At 59.3% G+C, this 16,872-nt stretch carries 16 protein-coding genes; 9 read left to right on the top strand and 7 right to left on the bottom strand.

What is annotated here, in order from left to right; genetic code table 11:
- Positions 1 to 322 (bottom strand): hypothetical protein (locus PH605_RS16550; protein WP_205125162.1); only part of this gene is annotated, 322 nt, incomplete at its 3' end.
- A 12-nt stretch (positions 323 to 334) separates the two neighbouring features.
- On the opposite strand from PH605_RS16550, the gene PH605_RS16545 reads away from it, so the two are divergent.
- Positions 335 to 814, top strand: a complete 480-nt coding sequence (locus PH605_RS16545) for a DUF2938 domain-containing protein (protein WP_142845469.1) — start codon at positions 335 to 337, stop codon at positions 812 to 814.
- A 30-nt stretch (positions 815 to 844) separates the two neighbouring features.
- On the opposite strand, the gene ypfJ is transcribed toward PH605_RS16545, so the two are convergent.
- Positions 845 to 1,762, bottom strand: a complete 918-nt coding sequence (ypfJ, locus tag PH605_RS16540; protein WP_142845468.1) for a KPN_02809 family neutral zinc metallopeptidase — start codon at positions 1,760 to 1,762, stop codon at positions 845 to 847.
- Between the two features lie 97 nt (positions 1,763 to 1,859).
- Complete coding sequence (locus PH605_RS16535) at positions 1,860 to 2,348, bottom strand: DUF2306 domain-containing protein (protein ID WP_142845467.1); 489 nt, start codon at positions 2,346 to 2,348, stop codon at positions 1,860 to 1,862.
- Between the two features lie 47 nt (positions 2,349 to 2,395).
- Between PH605_RS16535 and PH605_RS16530 the strand changes: the two genes are divergently transcribed.
- From PH605_RS16530 to PH605_RS16520, 3 genes are all read left to right on the top strand, one after another.
- A complete protein-coding gene (locus PH605_RS16530) occupies positions 2,396 to 3,262 on the top strand; it encodes a LytTR family DNA-binding domain-containing protein (RefSeq protein WP_161987923.1) in 867 nt (288 codons plus the stop codon).
- 157 nt (positions 3,263 to 3,419) lie between these two features.
- Positions 3,420 to 6,908, top strand: coding sequence for a carbamoyl-phosphate synthase large subunit (carB, locus tag PH605_RS16525; protein ID WP_142845466.1), 3,489 nt, complete (start codon positions 3,420 to 3,422; stop codon positions 6,906 to 6,908).
- Between the two features lie 300 nt (positions 6,909 to 7,208).
- Complete coding sequence (locus PH605_RS16520) at positions 7,209 to 7,397, top strand: hypothetical protein (RefSeq protein WP_142845465.1); 189 nt, start codon at positions 7,209 to 7,211, stop codon at positions 7,395 to 7,397.
- Positions 7,398 to 7,476: 79 nt separating this feature from the next.
- Here PH605_RS16520 and PH605_RS16515 read toward each other — a convergent pair whose 3' ends face one another.
- From PH605_RS16515 to PH605_RS16505, 3 genes are all read right to left on the bottom strand, one after another.
- Positions 7,477 to 8,616 (bottom strand): GGDEF domain-containing protein, encoded by a 1,140-nt coding sequence (locus PH605_RS16515; protein ID WP_142845464.1) that lies wholly within the window; start codon positions 8,614 to 8,616, stop codon positions 7,477 to 7,479.
- 151 nt (positions 8,617 to 8,767) lie between these two features.
- On the bottom strand, positions 8,768 to 10,216 hold the full coding sequence (locus PH605_RS16510; RefSeq protein ID WP_142845463.1) for a UdgX family uracil-DNA binding protein: 1,449 nt from the start codon (positions 10,214 to 10,216) through the stop codon (positions 8,768 to 8,770).
- Complete coding sequence (locus PH605_RS16505; protein WP_142845462.1) at positions 10,216 to 11,448, bottom strand: putative DNA modification/repair radical SAM protein; 1,233 nt, start codon at positions 11,446 to 11,448, stop codon at positions 10,216 to 10,218. The genes PH605_RS16510 and PH605_RS16505 overlap by 1 nt, the downstream gene beginning before the upstream one ends.
- Positions 11,449 to 11,669: 221 nt before the next feature.
- Here PH605_RS16505 and greA point away from each other — a divergent pair, with 221 nt between their 5' ends.
- A complete protein-coding gene (gene greA, locus PH605_RS16500; protein WP_003522847.1) occupies positions 11,670 to 12,146 on the top strand; it encodes a transcription elongation factor GreA in 477 nt (158 codons plus the stop codon).
- 88 nt (positions 12,147 to 12,234) lie between these two features.
- Positions 12,235 to 13,290 (top strand): glycosyltransferase family 4 protein, encoded by a 1,056-nt coding sequence (locus PH605_RS16495; protein WP_142845461.1) that lies wholly within the window; start codon positions 12,235 to 12,237, stop codon positions 13,288 to 13,290.
- A gap of 31 nt (positions 13,291 to 13,321) precedes the next feature.
- Here PH605_RS16495 and PH605_RS16490 read toward each other — a convergent pair whose 3' ends face one another.
- A complete protein-coding gene (locus PH605_RS16490; protein WP_020811379.1) occupies positions 13,322 to 13,789 on the bottom strand; it encodes an Lrp/AsnC family transcriptional regulator in 468 nt (155 codons plus the stop codon).
- 267 nt (positions 13,790 to 14,056) lie between these two features.
- Here PH605_RS16490 and trxB point away from each other — a divergent pair, with 267 nt between their 5' ends.
- From trxB to PH605_RS16475, 3 genes are all read left to right on the top strand, one after another.
- Positions 14,057 to 15,031: a thioredoxin-disulfide reductase gene (gene trxB, locus PH605_RS16485; RefSeq protein WP_003522850.1), complete on the top strand. Its 975-nt coding sequence runs from the start codon at positions 14,057 to 14,059 to the stop codon at positions 15,029 to 15,031.
- A gap of 24 nt (positions 15,032 to 15,055) precedes the next feature.
- Positions 15,056 to 15,952, top strand: coding sequence for a LysR family transcriptional regulator VtlR (locus PH605_RS16480; protein ID WP_020011327.1), 897 nt, complete (start codon positions 15,056 to 15,058; stop codon positions 15,950 to 15,952).
- A gap of 612 nt (positions 15,953 to 16,564) precedes the next feature.
- Positions 16,565 to 16,855: an ArsR/SmtB family transcription factor gene (locus tag PH605_RS16475; RefSeq protein ID WP_003522852.1), complete on the top strand. Its 291-nt coding sequence runs from the start codon at positions 16,565 to 16,567 to the stop codon at positions 16,853 to 16,855.
- The last annotated feature ends 17 nt before the right edge of the window (positions 16,856 to 16,872 follow it).

Here is a 16,872-nt window from a genome sequence, read left to right as displayed (position 1 = left end):
CATGCACCGGCGACGCACCGATCGGCTTCTCGACCCGCCACCAGACAAACCCAGAAACCAAATCCAGATGGCCTTCCAATGGCCGCAAATTTAAACCGGACAGTAGTGGGCTTGTCCCGAGGATCCAACCACGTCGCGTTAAATCCGATCGGTTGCAGATGCTCGGGACAAGCACGAGCATGACGGGGGCGAGGTCTTGCGCCTTTCTCACCACTCTGATGGCCGGAGCCATCCGGCCATTCTCATGTCCATTCGCAGCAATCGAAAAAAGCCTGTTCCCGCCACCGTCCCGATCCGCTAGAGCTTGATCGATCATGATCATGCGGAGGGATCTATGCTGGAACTGATTTGGCGCGGCATTGCCATGGGCATCGGCGGCACCCTGTTTATGGATATATGGGCGATTGTGCTGCACCGGTTCTTCGGCCAGTCCGCGCCGAACTGGGCGCCGGTCGGCCGCTGGTTCTGGCATGTGCCGAAAGGTACGATGTTTCACGACAGCATCGCCACGGCTGAACCCTATGAACATGAACTGGCGCTCGGCTGGATTTCACATTACGCCGTCGGCATTCTTTATGGCATCGTTCTCGCGCTGGTAGTCCCGGCCGCATGGTTTGCCAATCCTTCGTTCATTGAGCCGTGGATCGTCGGCATCGTCACGGTCGGCGCGGGCTGGTTCCTGTTGCAGCCGGGGCTCGGCATTGGCTGGGCGGCGTCGAAAACACCGAACCCCACGAAGGTTCGCGTCCTCAACCTCGTGGCCCATACCATCTTCGCCCTCGGAATGTATGTGGTGGCGCTCTTGATGCGCTAAACGAAAAGGGGGCTGAAAAGCCCCCTCTCCTCAGATATTCGCCGAGAACGTATCGCAATCTTCGACACGGCCGCTCTGGAAACCGCGCTTGAACCATTCCGCGCGCTGTGCCGAGGTGCCGTGGTTGAAACTGTCAGGCACCACATAGCCCTGTGTCTGCTTCTGCAGCGTATCGTCGCCAATCTGGTGGGCGGCGTTCAGCGCTTCCTCGAGGTCGCCCGTTTCGAGAATACCCTTCTGCTCGGTGAATTTGCCCCAGATGCCGGCATAACAATCCGCCTGGAGCTCGACGCGCACCGACATCTTGTTGGCATCCACCTGGCTCATCGACTGACGGCGGCGGTTGAACTCCGGCAGAACGCCGGTCAGGTTCTGGATGTGGTGGCCGACCTCATGCGCAATCACGTAAGCCTGCGCGAAATCGCCGGCCGCGCCGAAACGCTGGTCGAGTTCCTTGAAGAAGCTGGTGTCGAGATAGACCTTACGGTCGCCCGGGCAATAGAACGGACCGCTGGCAGCGGAAGCATAACCACAGGCGGAAGACACCTGTCCGGAGAACAGAACCAGCGTCGGCTTCTGATAGGTCTCCCCGGCCGACTGGAAAATGCCGCTCCACGTATCTTCCGTCTCGGCAAGGACGGTGCGGACGAAGGCGGTCGTCTCGTCGGACGATTGTCCCTGTGGTCGCGTGCCGGACTGCTGGGTCCCCGATTGCGTCGTACCGCCGCCATCCATCGACAGGTCGCCGCCGGTCAGCAGCGTCAGCGGGTTGATGCCGAGCACCCAGCTGATCAATAGAATGACCAGAAGACCGCCAATGCCGATGCCGCCGCCGCGACGTCCGATCGGCACCCGCATACCGCCGCGGGAAAAAGGATCACCCGATCCCGCCGACATGCCGCGCCGATCCTCGATATTGTCCGACTGGCGACGCCCTCTCCATTCCATGCTCTTCTCCCGGCGGTTCCGCCTCAACAAGCTGCCTTATAACGGCACTATAATACATCTTGTTCCGGAAGAAAGCAGAGGTGGCAAACGGAGAGCCTCATGCGGCTCTGCGTCTTTGTTTCAGCACGGTCAGAAACAGGACGACAAACAGGAGAGCGCCGGCGGAAAGGACCACAAAACCGGCTTTTCCATCACCAAAAGCGACCTCATGCATGATGCGGCCGGGAACGAAGGTGAAACCTCCGGCAATCACGATGCCGCCGAGATAAACGCTCTGCATGATCCGCATATGGCGTCTGATATCGCCGCGGCGGGCGAAATAGATCGATTGCAGACACCCGTAGATGGTGAAGACGGAAAGAAGATGGATCGGGCTGAAACCATAAAACACCTTCAATTCATGGATGAAGAAGGTAGACGCCGCAGTCGCGACCATCAGCACCACCCAGATCTTGCCGAGCAGCCGGTGAATGGCGGTGCCCTTTGGGCGCAGGAAAATGAAGGCCCCAAGAAGGGCTGCGGGCACGACGGTGGCGACATGGAACTGCACGGCAAGCGGTGCATCTAACAAAGGCTGGAATGACATGGGCGCTGTTTCGGTTCGGTTGAAATCGAAGCCAATTTCGGCAAAACATGCGGAGAAGAAAAACGGATTGGCGCCATCAGCAGGAAAACTTCGTGGATCACCCGTATCTGCAATCCACGCTTCGTGAAATGCACGCCATGCTGCAATCGCGCAGGCTATGGCTGACATTTCTTGCCGTGCTGGCGATCTTCATCTTGACCGGGCCTTTCGGAACGAGCGAAACCATGAGCTTCGCCGACCGGTTGCTTTACTGGACTATCATTCAGGCGGGTGCCTGGATGCTCGCCATCACCTTTTCGGTCATCGCCAAGACGATCCTTTCAGGCCACATCGACAACATGCTGACACGCATGATGATCGGCTCGCTGACGGCGGCACTGCCGATCGGGCTGCTGCTCACCATCACCAATCAGATTTTCTACGGCAAGGAGATGGGTCTCACGCCGGTTCTGAAGAGCAGCCTCTCATCCCTGCCGCTCTGCGCGATCTTCTGCCTGTTGAGTTACCTTACGACCCGCCAGTCCTTCGAAAAGGTGGCGGACGCCGAAACGGACACAAAGGCAAATGCAGATAGGGACGTGAAAGGCATCATCCCCTTGCTGGAACGATTGCCGCCGCAAAAGCGCGGAGAATTGCTGCGGCTGTCGGTGCAGGATCATTACACGCAAATCGTCACCACGCGCGGGCAGCAGCTGGTTCTGCTACGTTTTGCCGATGCGCTGAAAGAACTCGGCCAGACGGCGGGTTTACAGGTGCATCGTTCCCACTGGATTGCCGATGCCGACTTTGTCTCCCTGCGCAAACAGGCCGGCCGTCTGCATGTCATGACCAGAGACGGCAGTGAAATCCCCGTCAGCCGCTCTTACAGTGCTGCGGTACAGGCCCGTTTCACCGCACACGCCCCTGCCCGTTAAGAGTTTCTGTCGATTCCGGAATTTATGGGGTTCCGTTCTCAAAAACATTTGCCTATAAGCCGCTTCTAGCCTGAAAACATTTGAATTGCGCCCCCCGACCGGTGATCCTTCACCCTGGCCGGTGTTTTGCGCAACCGAAAAGCGGAACGAGAGAGCCATGCCGAAGCGCCAAGATATCAAGTCCATCCTCATCATCGGCGCGGGACCGATCGTCATCGGTCAGGCATGTGAATTCGACTATTCCGGCACCCAGGCCTGCAAGGCGCTGAAGGAAGAGGGTTACCGGGTCATCCTGGTCAACTCCAACCCGGCGACGATCATGACCGATCCGGGCCTTGCCGACGCCACTTACGTCGAGCCGATCACGCCCGAAGTCGTGGCAAAGATCATCGCCAAGGAACGTCCGGATGCGCTTCTTCCGACCATGGGCGGTCAGACCGCGCTCAACACCGCGCTCTCTCTCAAGCGCATGGGCGTTCTCGACCGTTACAATGTGGAAATGATCGGCGCAAAGCCGGAAGCCATCGACATGGCCGAAGACCGCGCTCTCTTCCGCGAAGCCATGGCCCGCATCGGCCTTGAAACCCCGCGCTCCATGCTGGCCAACGCCACCGAAATCAAGGATGCCGACCGCAAGAAGCATGAAGCCGCCCGCACCGAGCTGAAGGGCAAGCTTTCCGGTCCCGATCTCGACAAGGCGCTGGACGATCTCGAAAACCAGTGGAACCTTGGCGAAACCGACCGCAAGCAGCGCTACATGGCCCATGCCATGGCGATTGCCGCTCAGGCCATCGATCATGTCGGCCTGCCGGCCATCATCCGCCCGTCGTTTACGCTTGGCGGAACCGGCGGCGGCATTGCCTATAACCGCTCGGAATTCTTCGATATCGTCTCGGGCGGTCTCGACGCCTCGCCGACGACGGAAGTTCTGGTCGAAGAATCGGTTCTCGGCTGGAAGGAATATGAGATGGAAGTCGTCCGCGACAAGGCGGACAATTGCATCATCATCTGCTCCATCGAAAACATCGATCCGATGGGCGTCCACACGGGCGACTCGATCACCGTTGCGCCGGCGTTGACCTTGACCGACAAGGAATACCAGATCATGCGCAACGCCTCGATTGCGGTGCTGCGCGAGATCGGCGTGGAAACCGGCGGCTCGAACGTGCAGTTCGCCGTCAACCCGAAGGACGGCCGCCTCGTCGTCATCGAAATGAACCCGCGCGTCTCGCGCTCGTCTGCTCTCGCCTCCAAGGCAACCGGCTTCCCGATTGCCAAGATCGCCGCCAAGCTCGCCATCGGTTATACGCTGGATGAGCTGGAAAACGACATCACCGGCGGCGCGACCCCTGCTTCGTTCGAACCTTCCATCGACTATGTCGTCACCAAGATCCCGCGTTTCGCCTTCGAGAAATTCCCCGGCGCTTCGCCGATCCTCACCACCGCCATGAAGTCGGTCGGCGAAGTCATGGCCATCGGCCGCACCTTCGCAGAATCGCTGCAGAAGGCGCTGCGCGGCATGGAAACCGGCCTCACCGGTCTCGATGAAATCGAAATCCCCGGTTACGAGGAAGGCGAAGGCTCCAAGAACGCCATCCGCGCCGCCATCGGCACGCCGACGCCGGACCGCCTGCGCATGGTCGCCCAAGCGCTGCGCATGGGCATGAGCGAAGAGGAAGTCCACGAGAACTCAAAGATCGACCCGTGGTTCATCGCCCAGTTCAAGGCCATCGTCGACATGGAAGCCCGCATTCGCGAGCACGGCCTGCCGCAGGATGCGGAAAACCTGCGCATGCTGAAGGCCATGGGCTTCTCCGACGCCCGCCTCGCCAGCCTGACGTCCAAGCGTCCGAAGGAAGTGGCCGAACTGCGCAACAGCCTGAATGTTCGTCCGGTCTTCAAGCGCATCGACACCTGCGCCGCCGAATTCGCCTCGCCGACCGCTTACATGTATTCGACCTATGAAATCCCGTTCGTCGGCGCCGCCCGTTCGGAAGCGCAGGTCTCCGACCGCAAGAAGGTCGTCATCCTCGGTGGCGGCCCGAACCGTATCGGCCAGGGCATCGAGTTCGATTATTGCTGCTGCCACGCCGCCTTCGCGCTGAAGGATGCCGGTTTCGAAGCGATCATGATCAACTGCAACCCGGAAACCGTTTCCACCGACTACGACACCTCCGACCGCCTCTATTTCGAGCCGCTGACGGCCGAAGACGTGATCGAGATCATGCGCGCCGAACAGGAAAAGGGCGAGCTGGTCGGCGTCATCGTGCAGTTCGGCGGCCAGACCCCGCTGAAGCTCGCAGAAGCGCTGGAAAAGAACGGTATCCCGATCCTCGGCACCGCGCCCGACATGATCGACCTTGCAGAAGACCGCGACCGCTTCCAGAAGCTCTTGATGAAGCTCGATCTGGCCCAGCCGAACAACGGCATTGCCTATTCGGTCGAGCAGGCTCGCCTCGTCGCTTCGGAAATCGGCTTTCCGCTGGTCGTTCGCCCGTCCTACGTTCTGGGTGGCCGCGCCATGCAGATCATCCATTCGGAAGGCCAGCTCCAGACCTATCTGCTCGACACGGTTCCGGGCCTCGTACCCGAGGACATCAAGCAGCGTTACCCGAACGACAAGACCGGCCAGATCAACACCCTGCTCGGCAAGAACCCGCTGCTGTTCGACAGCTACCTGACCAACGCCGTGGAAGTGGATGTCGATGCGCTGTGCGACGGCGAAAGCGTCTTCGTCTCGGGCATCATGGAGCACATCGAAGAAGCCGGCATCCATTCGGGCGACTCGGCCTGCTCGCTGCCGGTCCGTTCGCTGTCGAAGGAAATCGTCGACGAGCTGGAACGCCAGACGACGGCGCTTGCCAAGGCGCTCAATGTCGGCGGCCTGATGAACGTGCAATATGCCATCAAGGACGGCACGATCTACGTTCTCGAAGTCAATCCGCGCGCCTCGCGCACCGTGCCTTTCGTGGCGAAGACCATCGGCGCGCCGATCACCAAGATCGCCGCCCGCGTCATGGCCGGCGAGAAGCTCGATCCGGCGATTGCCGCTTACGGCGAAAAGCCCGATCCGCGCAACCTGAAGCACATCGCCGTCAAGGAGGCCGTCTTCCCCTTCGCCCGCTTCCCCGGCGTCGACATTCTGCTCGGACCGGAAATGCGCTCGACCGGCGAAGTCATCGGTCTCGACACCGATTTCGCGCTGGCCTTCGCCAAGAGCCAGCTCGGCGCCGGCGTCGACCTGCCCCGCTCCGGTGCGGTCTTCGTCTCGGTGCGTGACGAGGACAAGGAAGGCGTTCTGCCCGCCATCCGCATTCTCGTGGAAAGCGGTTTCAAGGTGCTGGCCACCGGCGGCACCCAGCGTTTCCTCGCCGAAAAGGGCATCAACGCCGAAAAGATCAACAAGGTGCAGGAAGGCCGTCCGCATATCGAAGACGCCATCCGCAATCGTCAGGTCCAGCTCGTCATCAACACCACCGACAGCAACAAGGCGATTTCTGACTCGAAGTCACTGCGCCGCGCGACGCTGATGCAGAAGGTGCCTTACTACACGACGATGGCCGGCGCGGAAGCGGCAGCGCTTGCCATCAAGGCGCTGAAGGCCGGCAATCTGGAAGTGAAGCCGCTGCAGAGCTACTTCCAGTAAGCTGCGGGTACCGCAGGTTCCAGCGTTGAATGAAAACAAGACGCCGCGGGTCACCATGTCCGCGGCGTTTTGCATCGCGTAATCCTGCTGCAATTCATTGCCGATATCAAAACATCAGGTTCGAACGAGGCCCATGATGTCCCTATTGCTCAATGACGGATCGCCCGCATCCATTCGCCACGCCGTTGCCAAAGCTCCGGTCAAACGCTCCATGAAGATGCTGAAGCGACGCGTCATCGGATCCCTGCTATGGGAACACCTGGCCCCGATACGCCAAACCACTGCCTTGAAGGACTGACCATGGCTGGACGTCCACCGGGACCGGAGCGGGTGGCTTTTCCGCTGCGGATCGAACCCGCAATATTGAACATGATCCGGCACACCGCGAGCGGCGAGTTGCGCAGCGTCAATGCCCAGATCGAGGTTCTTCTGAAAGAGGCCCTGTCCCGCCGCGCCACGGCGGATGAATCAGACAAGCCGCCCTTTTAGACCGAAGGGCAACAACGACGCTACACGACACGACGATGCGGTGCCGCCCTGCGGAAAGATCGACAGCCCGCAGCCCCGCCTATGCCGCCTGCGCCTCCCGAACGCAATTGCGCCCGTCCATCTTCGCGCGGTAAAGTGCGCGATCTGCCATTTCCGCGAGCGTCTGGAGATCGCAGCGCATCTCGCCAGTGGCGGCAACGCCGATGCTGATGGTGACGCCGACACGCAAACCGCCGCAATCGACCTCGGTTACCGCAATCGCATCGCGAATGCGCTCGCCGATCATGCAGGCTTTGCGAACGCCGGCGCCCGGCAGGTAGATGATGAATTCCTCTCCGCCGTAACGCGCCAGCACGTCCCCGCTGCGGACGCTGCCGCCGATGCGCTTCGCCACTTCCTGCAGCACACTATCGCCGACGGCATGGCCGAAACGGTCGTTGATCGACTTGAAGTGATCGATATCCAGCAACATGGCCGCATCGGTGGGATCGGGCGTCGCAGGCATGGTCTGGAAAAAGAAGCGCCGGTTCTTCACGCCCGTCAGCGGGTCGGTATTCGCAAGAACAAGCAGTTTTCGCTCCGACCGCTCGGCCACGAACATCATCACGAACAGGGCAATGGCGAAGTTCAGCATGATGATCAAGAAAAACGCATTGACCAGATTGATAGTGGCATAATCGGGCAAAAGCACGCTTTTCACCACCGATAGCGAAATGAGACTGGAGACGCCGGTGATGCCACCCAGCGCCAGGCGAGACAGCAGCGGCTCCCTGCGCCATCTGGCCAAAAGCACCGATGCCCCGGCGAGATAGGCAAGCGATGCGCAGCCATTGAAGAGCGCCGCGCGATACGCATTATTGTCCGCCACCTGCTGGGCGACAACCATCGCCAGCACGGAGATGACGCAGACAATGGATACCGTCCGTCGGTCGACGGAACGCCCGTCGCTCAACGCCTTCAAGCCGAGCCAGATCAGCGCGTAACCCACAATACCGAAAGCGACACTGCCGAGCCGCCACAGGGCCGGCGACAATATTCCCCATTCGCCATAACCAGCAAGCGTGGAACCAATCGTCATCGAGGCGAAACCCGCCGCAAGGGGGATGGGACCGCGCAAGCCGCGATTGGTCATTTTCAGATAGATAAAACTCAAAAGCCCAACGATATAAGAACACTTTTGCATCAGTATGACTGTCGCAAGGTCGAGTTCACCCAACATGATTTGTCCATACGGTAAATAAATTCGGAGGACTTAATTATAGTATTAAGTATAAAGTTTCAATAAAAATAACAGATAAATAATCAGTAAATGATACTACTGCAAGTTATGGCTCAAATATTGAATAAATCTCCAGCGCCCAAATGGAAATTTATTCGAATATTCTAATAAAACTTATATCCTTCTTGAACCGCATCATTTCCGCCTCTTTCACCTGCGCATCGGCAAGGCGCAGGAGGTAGGACGGATGCATGGTGACAAAAAGCGTTCGGCCTTCCTCCATCGGCAGAGGACGGCTCCGAATCTCCGAGAGCTTTTCCTTACCGCCGGTCAGCGCATAAAGCGCCGTCGCGCCCATGGCAACGATCAACTTCGGCCGAATAAGCGCGATTTCCTGATTGAGCCACCAGCGGCATTGCTCCACTTCGCCCGCATTCGGCCGCTGATGGATGCGCCGTTTGCCGCGCGTTTCATATTTGAAGTGTTTGACGGCATTGGTGACATAAAGCTTTTTGCGCTCGATACCGGCATCGGCAAGAGTCCGGTCGAAAAGCTGGCCGGCCGGACCGACAAAAGGCTTGCCGGCGAGATCCTCGTGATCGCCCGGCTGTTCGCCAACGATCATGATTTCCGCATCCTCCGGCCCCGAACCGAAAACCGTTTGCGTGGCGCTGCAATGCAGAGTACAGCGGGTACAGTGGGCAGCCTCCCGCGCCAGCGACGCGAGCGTGCCATCCGGCACGGGTTGCGTCGTCTCCCGGGCAGCGGCCGCAGCCTGCAGGCGATGGTGAAAGGGCCGCGGCTGGCTTGCCGCCCTGGCGGCCATCTCCAGCACCCGCGCCTCGGCACCGAGAACGAGACCGGGAATGAGATCAGCTTCCGGCAGGTTCTTCCAGTATTTCTTCGGCATCTCCGCCGTCATGGCTTTGATCTTGAGGCGCGCCGGATTGAATATATTGGCATAATAGGTCCGCCAGAGTTCATCCGTCTCGTCCGTCAGATCAGGCTTCGCCGCCGCCTCCCGTGAGCTTTGCAGCTCGCTTCCGTCCCATCGGGCGGACCCTTTCGGCGTGGCGATCAGCCAGTCCATATCGGTAAACCGTCGCTGGAAAAACGCTGCCGTTCGCTCGACGATGAAATGATCCGGCTCGAACCAGGCCATGAACCGCCGTCGCCCGCCCTGCCCCTGCGGCAAGGGCAATTCCTTGAAACGGACGAAGGCCGTCATCTTGTGACAATCCCGGCGCACCGATTTCTCGAGCAAGCGGGCCTCTGCAACATCCGGATCGGACTTGAACTGCAACAGGGCGCGATCCCGCTTCAGCCGCCACAATAACCGGTAAAGCAACGCAAACCGGCCGGGATCGCCATGGCAGATGACGGCCTGCGCCAGCGCCACGAACGAGGCCGGAACGGAAACCTGCCCATTGCCGGCATCGACGGTCGGCAATGGCTCGCCGGCGAAATCCAGCAGCCCCGCCCCGTCATCCCGCAACCGCCAGTCAATCGTCTCCGGCGGAATATCGGCGGCAAGGGCCGCACGCGCGACATCGCGCCACTCGCCGAAATCGCCCCGCCCTTCGAGAACCGGGCCATACATCACAACAGCGACAATTGTTCGGGCTGCGGCGCAAACATCGCCCGCAAATCCGGCCGCTCGGTCAGCTTGCCCGGCGTCCAGCCCTCGGCGACGATGAAAGCCTTCACCTTTTTCAGGGAAACGCCGAAACGCGCGATATCCTCCAGCCGCAGCCGCCGGAACCGCCGCGACGATAGAACGGAGGCCACCGTCTTGGTGCCGAAACCGGGCACACGCAGCAGCATTTCCCGCTCCGCCGCATTGACGTCCACCGGGAAACGGTCGCGATGTTTCAGCGCCCAGGCGAGTTTCGGGTCGATATCGAGATCGAGCATGCCGTCACCCCCGATCGCCGTTATCTCGCTGATATCGAAGCCATAAAAGCGATACAGCCAGTCGGCCTGATAAAGCCGGTGCTCCCGCATCAGCGGCGGCTTGATGAGCGGCAGGTTTTTCGACGAATCGGGAATGGGGCTAAAGGCCGAATAATAGACGCGCCGCAAACCGTAGCTGCCATAAAGCCGGGCGCTGGTGGAGAGAATGGTGCTATCGTCAGCGCCATCCGCCCCCACGATCATCTGCGTGCTCTGCCCGGCCGGTGCGAAGCGCCTGGTCTTGCGTGTCCGGACGGTAGGCTCTCCGGCCTCTTCGATCTTCAGGCGGATATCGGCCATGGAGCGGCGAATATTGACGGGCTGCTTTTCCGGCGCGAAACGGCCAATGCCGCTATCGGTCGGCAATTCGATATTGATCGAGAGACGATCCGCGTAAAGCCCTGCCTCCTCAATGAGCCTGGGCGATGCTTCGGGAATGGATTTCAGGTGAATATACCCGCGAAAACCATGGGTAACCCGCAACTCCCGCGCCACGCGCACCATCTCCTCCATCGTATGATCGGAGGAGCGGATGATGCCGGAGGACAGGAACAGCCCCTCGATATAGTTGCGCCTGTAAAACTCCAGCGTCAGCCAAACCACCTCTTCCGGCGTGAACCGTGCCCGCTCGACATTGCTGGAGGAGCGGTTGATGCAATAGGCGCAATCATAGATACAGAAATTGGTGAGCAGGATTTTCAAAAGCGAAATGCATCGCCCGTCCGGCGCATAGGCATGGCAGATGCCCGACCCTTCCGTGGAGCCCAGACCGCCCGATGCTGCGGAGTTGCGTTTTGTCGTGCCGCTGGATGCGCAGGAAGCATCGTATTTCGCCGCGTCGGAGAGAATGGCCAGCCGTTGCCTGATGGACTTCTTCATGGGTATGTTCACTATATGTTCCACAGACAAATGTCAATGACATAAGGTAACGCATTGATTACGTGAGAAAATATGTACGCCTCAAATTTGCTGGCATTTCGCTGTCGTCTTCTGATATAGTCGGCTCAGTTATGATTTTGGCATGGTTCCGGAGTTCCCCTCCGGAACCTGTTTCTTTTTGTGTCTGCAAGTAAAGCGACCGGAATGCGAAGGATAAAAAAATGGTAGAAAAAGTACCGATGACTCAGGGTGGATTCGTCAAGCTGCAGGAGGAGCTGCGCTGGCGCCAGCAGGAGGAACGCCCCCGTATCATCGAGGCGATTGCGGAAGCGCGCGCCCATGGCGACCTTTCGGAAAACGCCGAGTACCATGCTGCCAAGGAAGCACAGAGCCACAATGAAGGCCGCATCACCGAACTCGAAGACCTGACCGCACGTGCGGAAGTCATCGATCTTTCCAAGATGTCGGGCTCGAAGATCAAGTTCGGCGCCACCGTCAAGCTGGTGGATGAGGATAGCGACGAGGAAAAGACCTATCAGATCGTCGGCGATCAGGAAGCCGATGTGAAGGCGGGCCGCATCTCCATTTCCTCGCCCATCGCCCGCGCGCTCATCGGCAAGGAAGTCGGCGACAGCATCGAAGTCAACGCGCCTGGCGGTGCCAAGGGCTACGAGATTCTCGCGGTTCAGTGGGGCTGATGCCCTCACATGCAATGCGCCCCATGCGGGCGCATTGCTTTTTTGACGTCTTCATTCCCCGAATTAGCCGCAAAGACGGAAGCCCATCTTGTCCCACGTCAGTCTGAAAGATGTGCAGGTGCTTGCGCCGAACTTCAAACGCAGGCTCTCCGGCGTCACCTCCACCATTGTTCAGCTTATTCCGGTGCAGAACCGGCTGGGACAGAAGGTGGCCGTCATCGGCCCCGGCCTGCCGCCGCATCTGCCGCATGTGCGCTTCCGCGATCTCTGGCGGCTCTGGCAAAACGGCCCGCAGGGCGGCCCGCGTATCTGGCATGCCCGTCGCAACCTCGAAATGTTGCCGGGTCTTTTCATGCGTGACGTGCTGCGCATGAAGGTGAAGCTGCTTTTTACTTCGGCCGCACAGAGGCGGCATTCCGCCTATACACGGTTTCTGATTTCCAAGATGGACGCCGTGGTCGCGACCAGCACCCGCTCCGGCTCGTTTCTGGAAGTACCCAATCGCGTTGTCATGCATGGCGTCGATACCGACCTGTTCCATCCGGCAACCGGCCCGGAAGACACAATCGCGGCAACCGGCCTGCCGGGCCAATATCTCATCGGCTGCTTTGGACGGGTGCGCCACCAGAAGGGCACCGATCTTTTCGTGCGCGCCATGATCGAGCTTTTGCCCGCCCATCCGCAATGGACAGCCATTGTTTCCGGCCGGGTAACGGCGGAACACAAGGCTTTTGCCGAGGCACTTGAGGCCGATGTCAAGGCTGCCGGCCTTTCGGATCGCATCGTGTTTCAGGGTGAGGTGGACGACATCAAGCCGTGGTACCGGCGGCTGACGCTCTATGTCGCCCCATCCCGCAACGAAGGTTTCGGCTTGACGCCGCTCGAGGCCATGGCATCGGAGACGGCCGTCGTCACAAGCACTGCCGGCGCCTATGAGGAAATGATCGTCAGGGGTGAAACCGGCGCAGTCGTCGAGGCGGGTGACTACGCATCGCTCATGGATGCGATAAGGACCTATCTTGCTGACCCGGCTCTGGCCGAGAGCCATGCCCGTGCCGGTCTCGCGCATGTGCGCAGCACATTCCCGCTTGATAAAGAGGCCACGAGTCTCGGCGAAGTCTATGAGGCTTTGCGGCGCGGGTAACGCGTCTTAAGGCAGTAACGAAGCCTGCCGCTCAGATTTCCACGAGACCGACGCGCTTGACCTGCCGGATGGTGAGCATGGTGCGCACCGTATCGACATTTTCGTCCGCCGTCAGAACCTCGATGACGAAATCCTGAAATTCCGTCAGGTTTTTGGCCACGCAATGTAGCAGAAAGTCGCTTTCGCCCGACACCATCCAGGCCTGACGCACCAGCGACCAGCCGGCCGTTGCCGCCGCAAAAGCCTTCAGATTGCTGTCCGACTGGCGCTTGAGACCAACCATGCAGAAGGCGACGAGATCGAAACCGAGCTTCGGCGCGTTCAACATGGCGTGATACCCCTCGATCACGCCCGCCTCTTCCAGCTTGCGGACGCGCCGGAGGCAGGGCGGCGCGGAAATACCGACCCTTTCGGCCAGTTCCACATTGGTCATGCGCCCGTCGCGCTGCAATTCGCGCAGGATTTTCAGATCGATGGCATCGAGTTCGACGCTGGTCACGGAGGAGTACCTCGTTAAGCTGTGGAACTTCCTTGTACTATTCAGCGCGGGATTCGCAACATTATGCCACCGCCCGGTCACAAAATTGCGCGCGCATCCACAACTGCCTTGTTGGTAACGCAAGGCTGCCCTTGAATAAAGACACTAGACAACCTTAAATACCGGGCAACGAAGGGGTTGCGGCCTGTCCGCCGTCTTGCGGCCGGAGGGTTCTGGTGCCGAAAGTCACTGCTACCGAGAGGCCCCGCTATTGAAAGGAACGTTTCCATGTCTGCCCGCCACACCAAGGTATTGATCATCGGCTCCGGCCCCGCCGGTTATACCGCGGCGATCTACGCGGCCCGCGCAATGCTGAAACCCGTGCTGATCGCCGGCATGGAACAGGGCGGCCAGCTGATGATCACCACCGATGTCGAGAACTATCCGGGCTTTGCCGATCCGATCCAGGGTCCGTGGCTGATGGACCAGATGCTGAAGCAGGCGACGCATGTGGGCGCGGAAATCGTCAGCGACCTCGTCACCGAGGTTGAAACCAATGTTCGGCCTTTCGTGGTCAAGACCGATTCCGGTCAGGTCTGGACCGCCGATACGCTGATCATCGCCACCGGCGCCAAGGCCAAGTGGCTCGGCATTGAGAGCGAGCAGCATTTTCAGGGCTTCGGCGTTTCCGCCTGCGCCACCTGCGACGGTTTCTTCTATCGCAACAAGGATGTGATCGTGGTCGGCGGCGGCAACTCCGCCGTGGAAGAAGCGCTGTACCTCGCCCATATCGCCAAATCGGTCACCGTCGTTCACCGTCGCGATAGCTTCCGCTCGGAAAAAATCCTGCAGGAACGGCTGTTCGCCAAGGAAAACGTCAAGATTCTCTGGAACACGGAAATCGCCGAAATTACCGGTGCACCCGCAAAGCCGCCAATGCCGCCTTCCGTCTCCGGTGTGAAGCTGCGTGATACCAAGACCGGCACGATCAGCGAATTCCCCATCGACGGCGTCTTTGTCGCCATCGGCCATGCGCCGGCAGTCGAGCTGTTCAAGGGCAAGGTGAAGCTGAAAGACAACGGCTACATGTGGACCGCCCCCGATTCCACGGCGACCGACGTGGAAGGCATTTTCGCGGCTGGCGACGTCACCGACGACATCTACCGTCAGGCGATCACCGCCGCCGGCATGGGCTGCATGGCCGCGCTGGAAGCGGAACGTTATCTCACCGCGCATCAACCGCTTGCTGTCGCAGCGGAATAACCGAAAGGCAGGATAGGCATGGCAATGCCATTGGACTGGGATAAACTGCGCATTTTTCATGCCGCAGCCGAAGCAGGGTCTTTCACCCATGCTGCCGACAAGCTGCATTTGTCCCAGTCGGCCATTAGCCGTCAGGTCAGCGCGCTGGAGCAGGATGTCGGCGTCAAGCTGTTCCATCGCCACGCCCGCGGTCTCATCCTCACGGAACAGGGCGAGTTGCTGTACCGCACCGCCCATGACGTGCTGCTGAAGCTCGAAACGGTGAAGATGCAGCTCACCGAAACGACGGAGAAGCCGAGCGGCAAGCTGCGCGTGACGACGACCGTCGGTCTCGGCCAGGGCTGGCTGACGGACAAGGTGCAGGAATTCCTGCAGCTCTATCCGGAAATGTCGATACAGCTCATCCTCGACAATGAGGAGCTGGACGTGAACATGCGTCACGCCGATTGCGCCATCCGCCTGCGCCAGCCGCAGCAGTCGGACCTCATTCAGCGCAAGCTGTTCACGGTGCACATGCACGTCTACGCCGCGCCGTCCTATATCAACCGCCATGGTGAGCCGCAGTCGATAGAGGATCTGGACAATCACCGCATCATCTCCTTCGGCGAACCGGCGCCTAACTATCTGCTGGACGTCAACTGGCTGGAGAATGCTGGGCGGTCCTCCGACAATACGCGCACGCCGCATCTGCAGATCAACAGCCAGACCTCGATCAAGCGCGCCTGCCTGCTGGGAATCGGCATCGCCTGCCTGCCGGATTATATCGTCGGCCGCGATCCGGGCCTTATCCAGCTATCGCTCGCCGCAGATATTCCGTCCTTCGATACCTATTTCTGCTATCCCGACGAGATGAAAAACGCTGCAAAGCTGAAAGCCTTCCGCGACTTCATCGTGGCAAAGGCGCGGAACTGGAACTTCTGACGTTAAAATAATCGGCGCTCGGTTATAGTCTTTAAATTTCAATCACTTATCTTACGAAATACTCGAGCGGCGCGCCTGCGCCGCCCGGGAGCATTGCACATAAAATATACCGGAAATATCGAGGGCTGCGTGTTGCGCATGCCTGACCTGCACAAAAAAGAGTTGTTTCGTGCACAAAAAAGCACCATATCGCTCTCAGCTGATGCACACGGTGGCTTTTCCTCCCAGTTCCACCGCATCAGCTGTTCCCCTCTGGAGGTTTTTGACCTTCACACTTAAAGGGCCCTGGATCCATCCGGCGGCCCTCTTTTTTTACCCGCAAGAATTTTCTCCGAATTGGCGAAATATCACATGATGCAACCTTGTTTTGCATTATTCCCACACCCATATTTTAGTCAGCTGTCACGCTCGCTCAAGGCACGCGACAGCTGTTCCCCTCTGGAGGTTTTGACCTTCAAACTTATCAGGCCGCGGAGATATCCAGCGGCCTTCTTTTTTGGAAATGCCTGCCCGCCCCCTTGATCCTCACAGACGATCCTCACAGAGACGTGACTTGTATATCGATGATGACCGATATAAATATCGGACATGCCAGATATTGAAGAAGCACCGATGAACCCGGAGGAAATCCTCAAAGCCCTTTCGCACCCCGCAAGGCTGAAATTCCTGGAATGGCTGAAGTCTCCTGAAAGTCACTTCTGCCAGGAGCATCCCCTCAGCATGGGTGTATGCGCCAACCAGTTTCAGATCAGCGGCCTGTCGCAATCCACCGTCTCGTCGCATCTGGCGGTGTTGCAGGCAGCCGGCCTGATAAGGTCGAAAAAGGTCGGGCAATGGGTGTTTTTCGAACGCAACGAGGAAACCATCGACGCCTTCCGCAATTATCTGCAAGCCAATCTCTGAGCCTCCCAAGCTTTGAG

This window comes from Agrobacterium sp. CFBP 3001, assembly GCF_027871605.1.
Taxonomy (GTDB): domain Bacteria; phylum Pseudomonadota; class Alphaproteobacteria; order Rhizobiales; family Rhizobiaceae; genus Agrobacterium; species Agrobacterium leguminum.
Note: the sequence above shows the minus strand (reverse complement) of the source record. Positions and strands in the feature narration are given on the sequence as shown.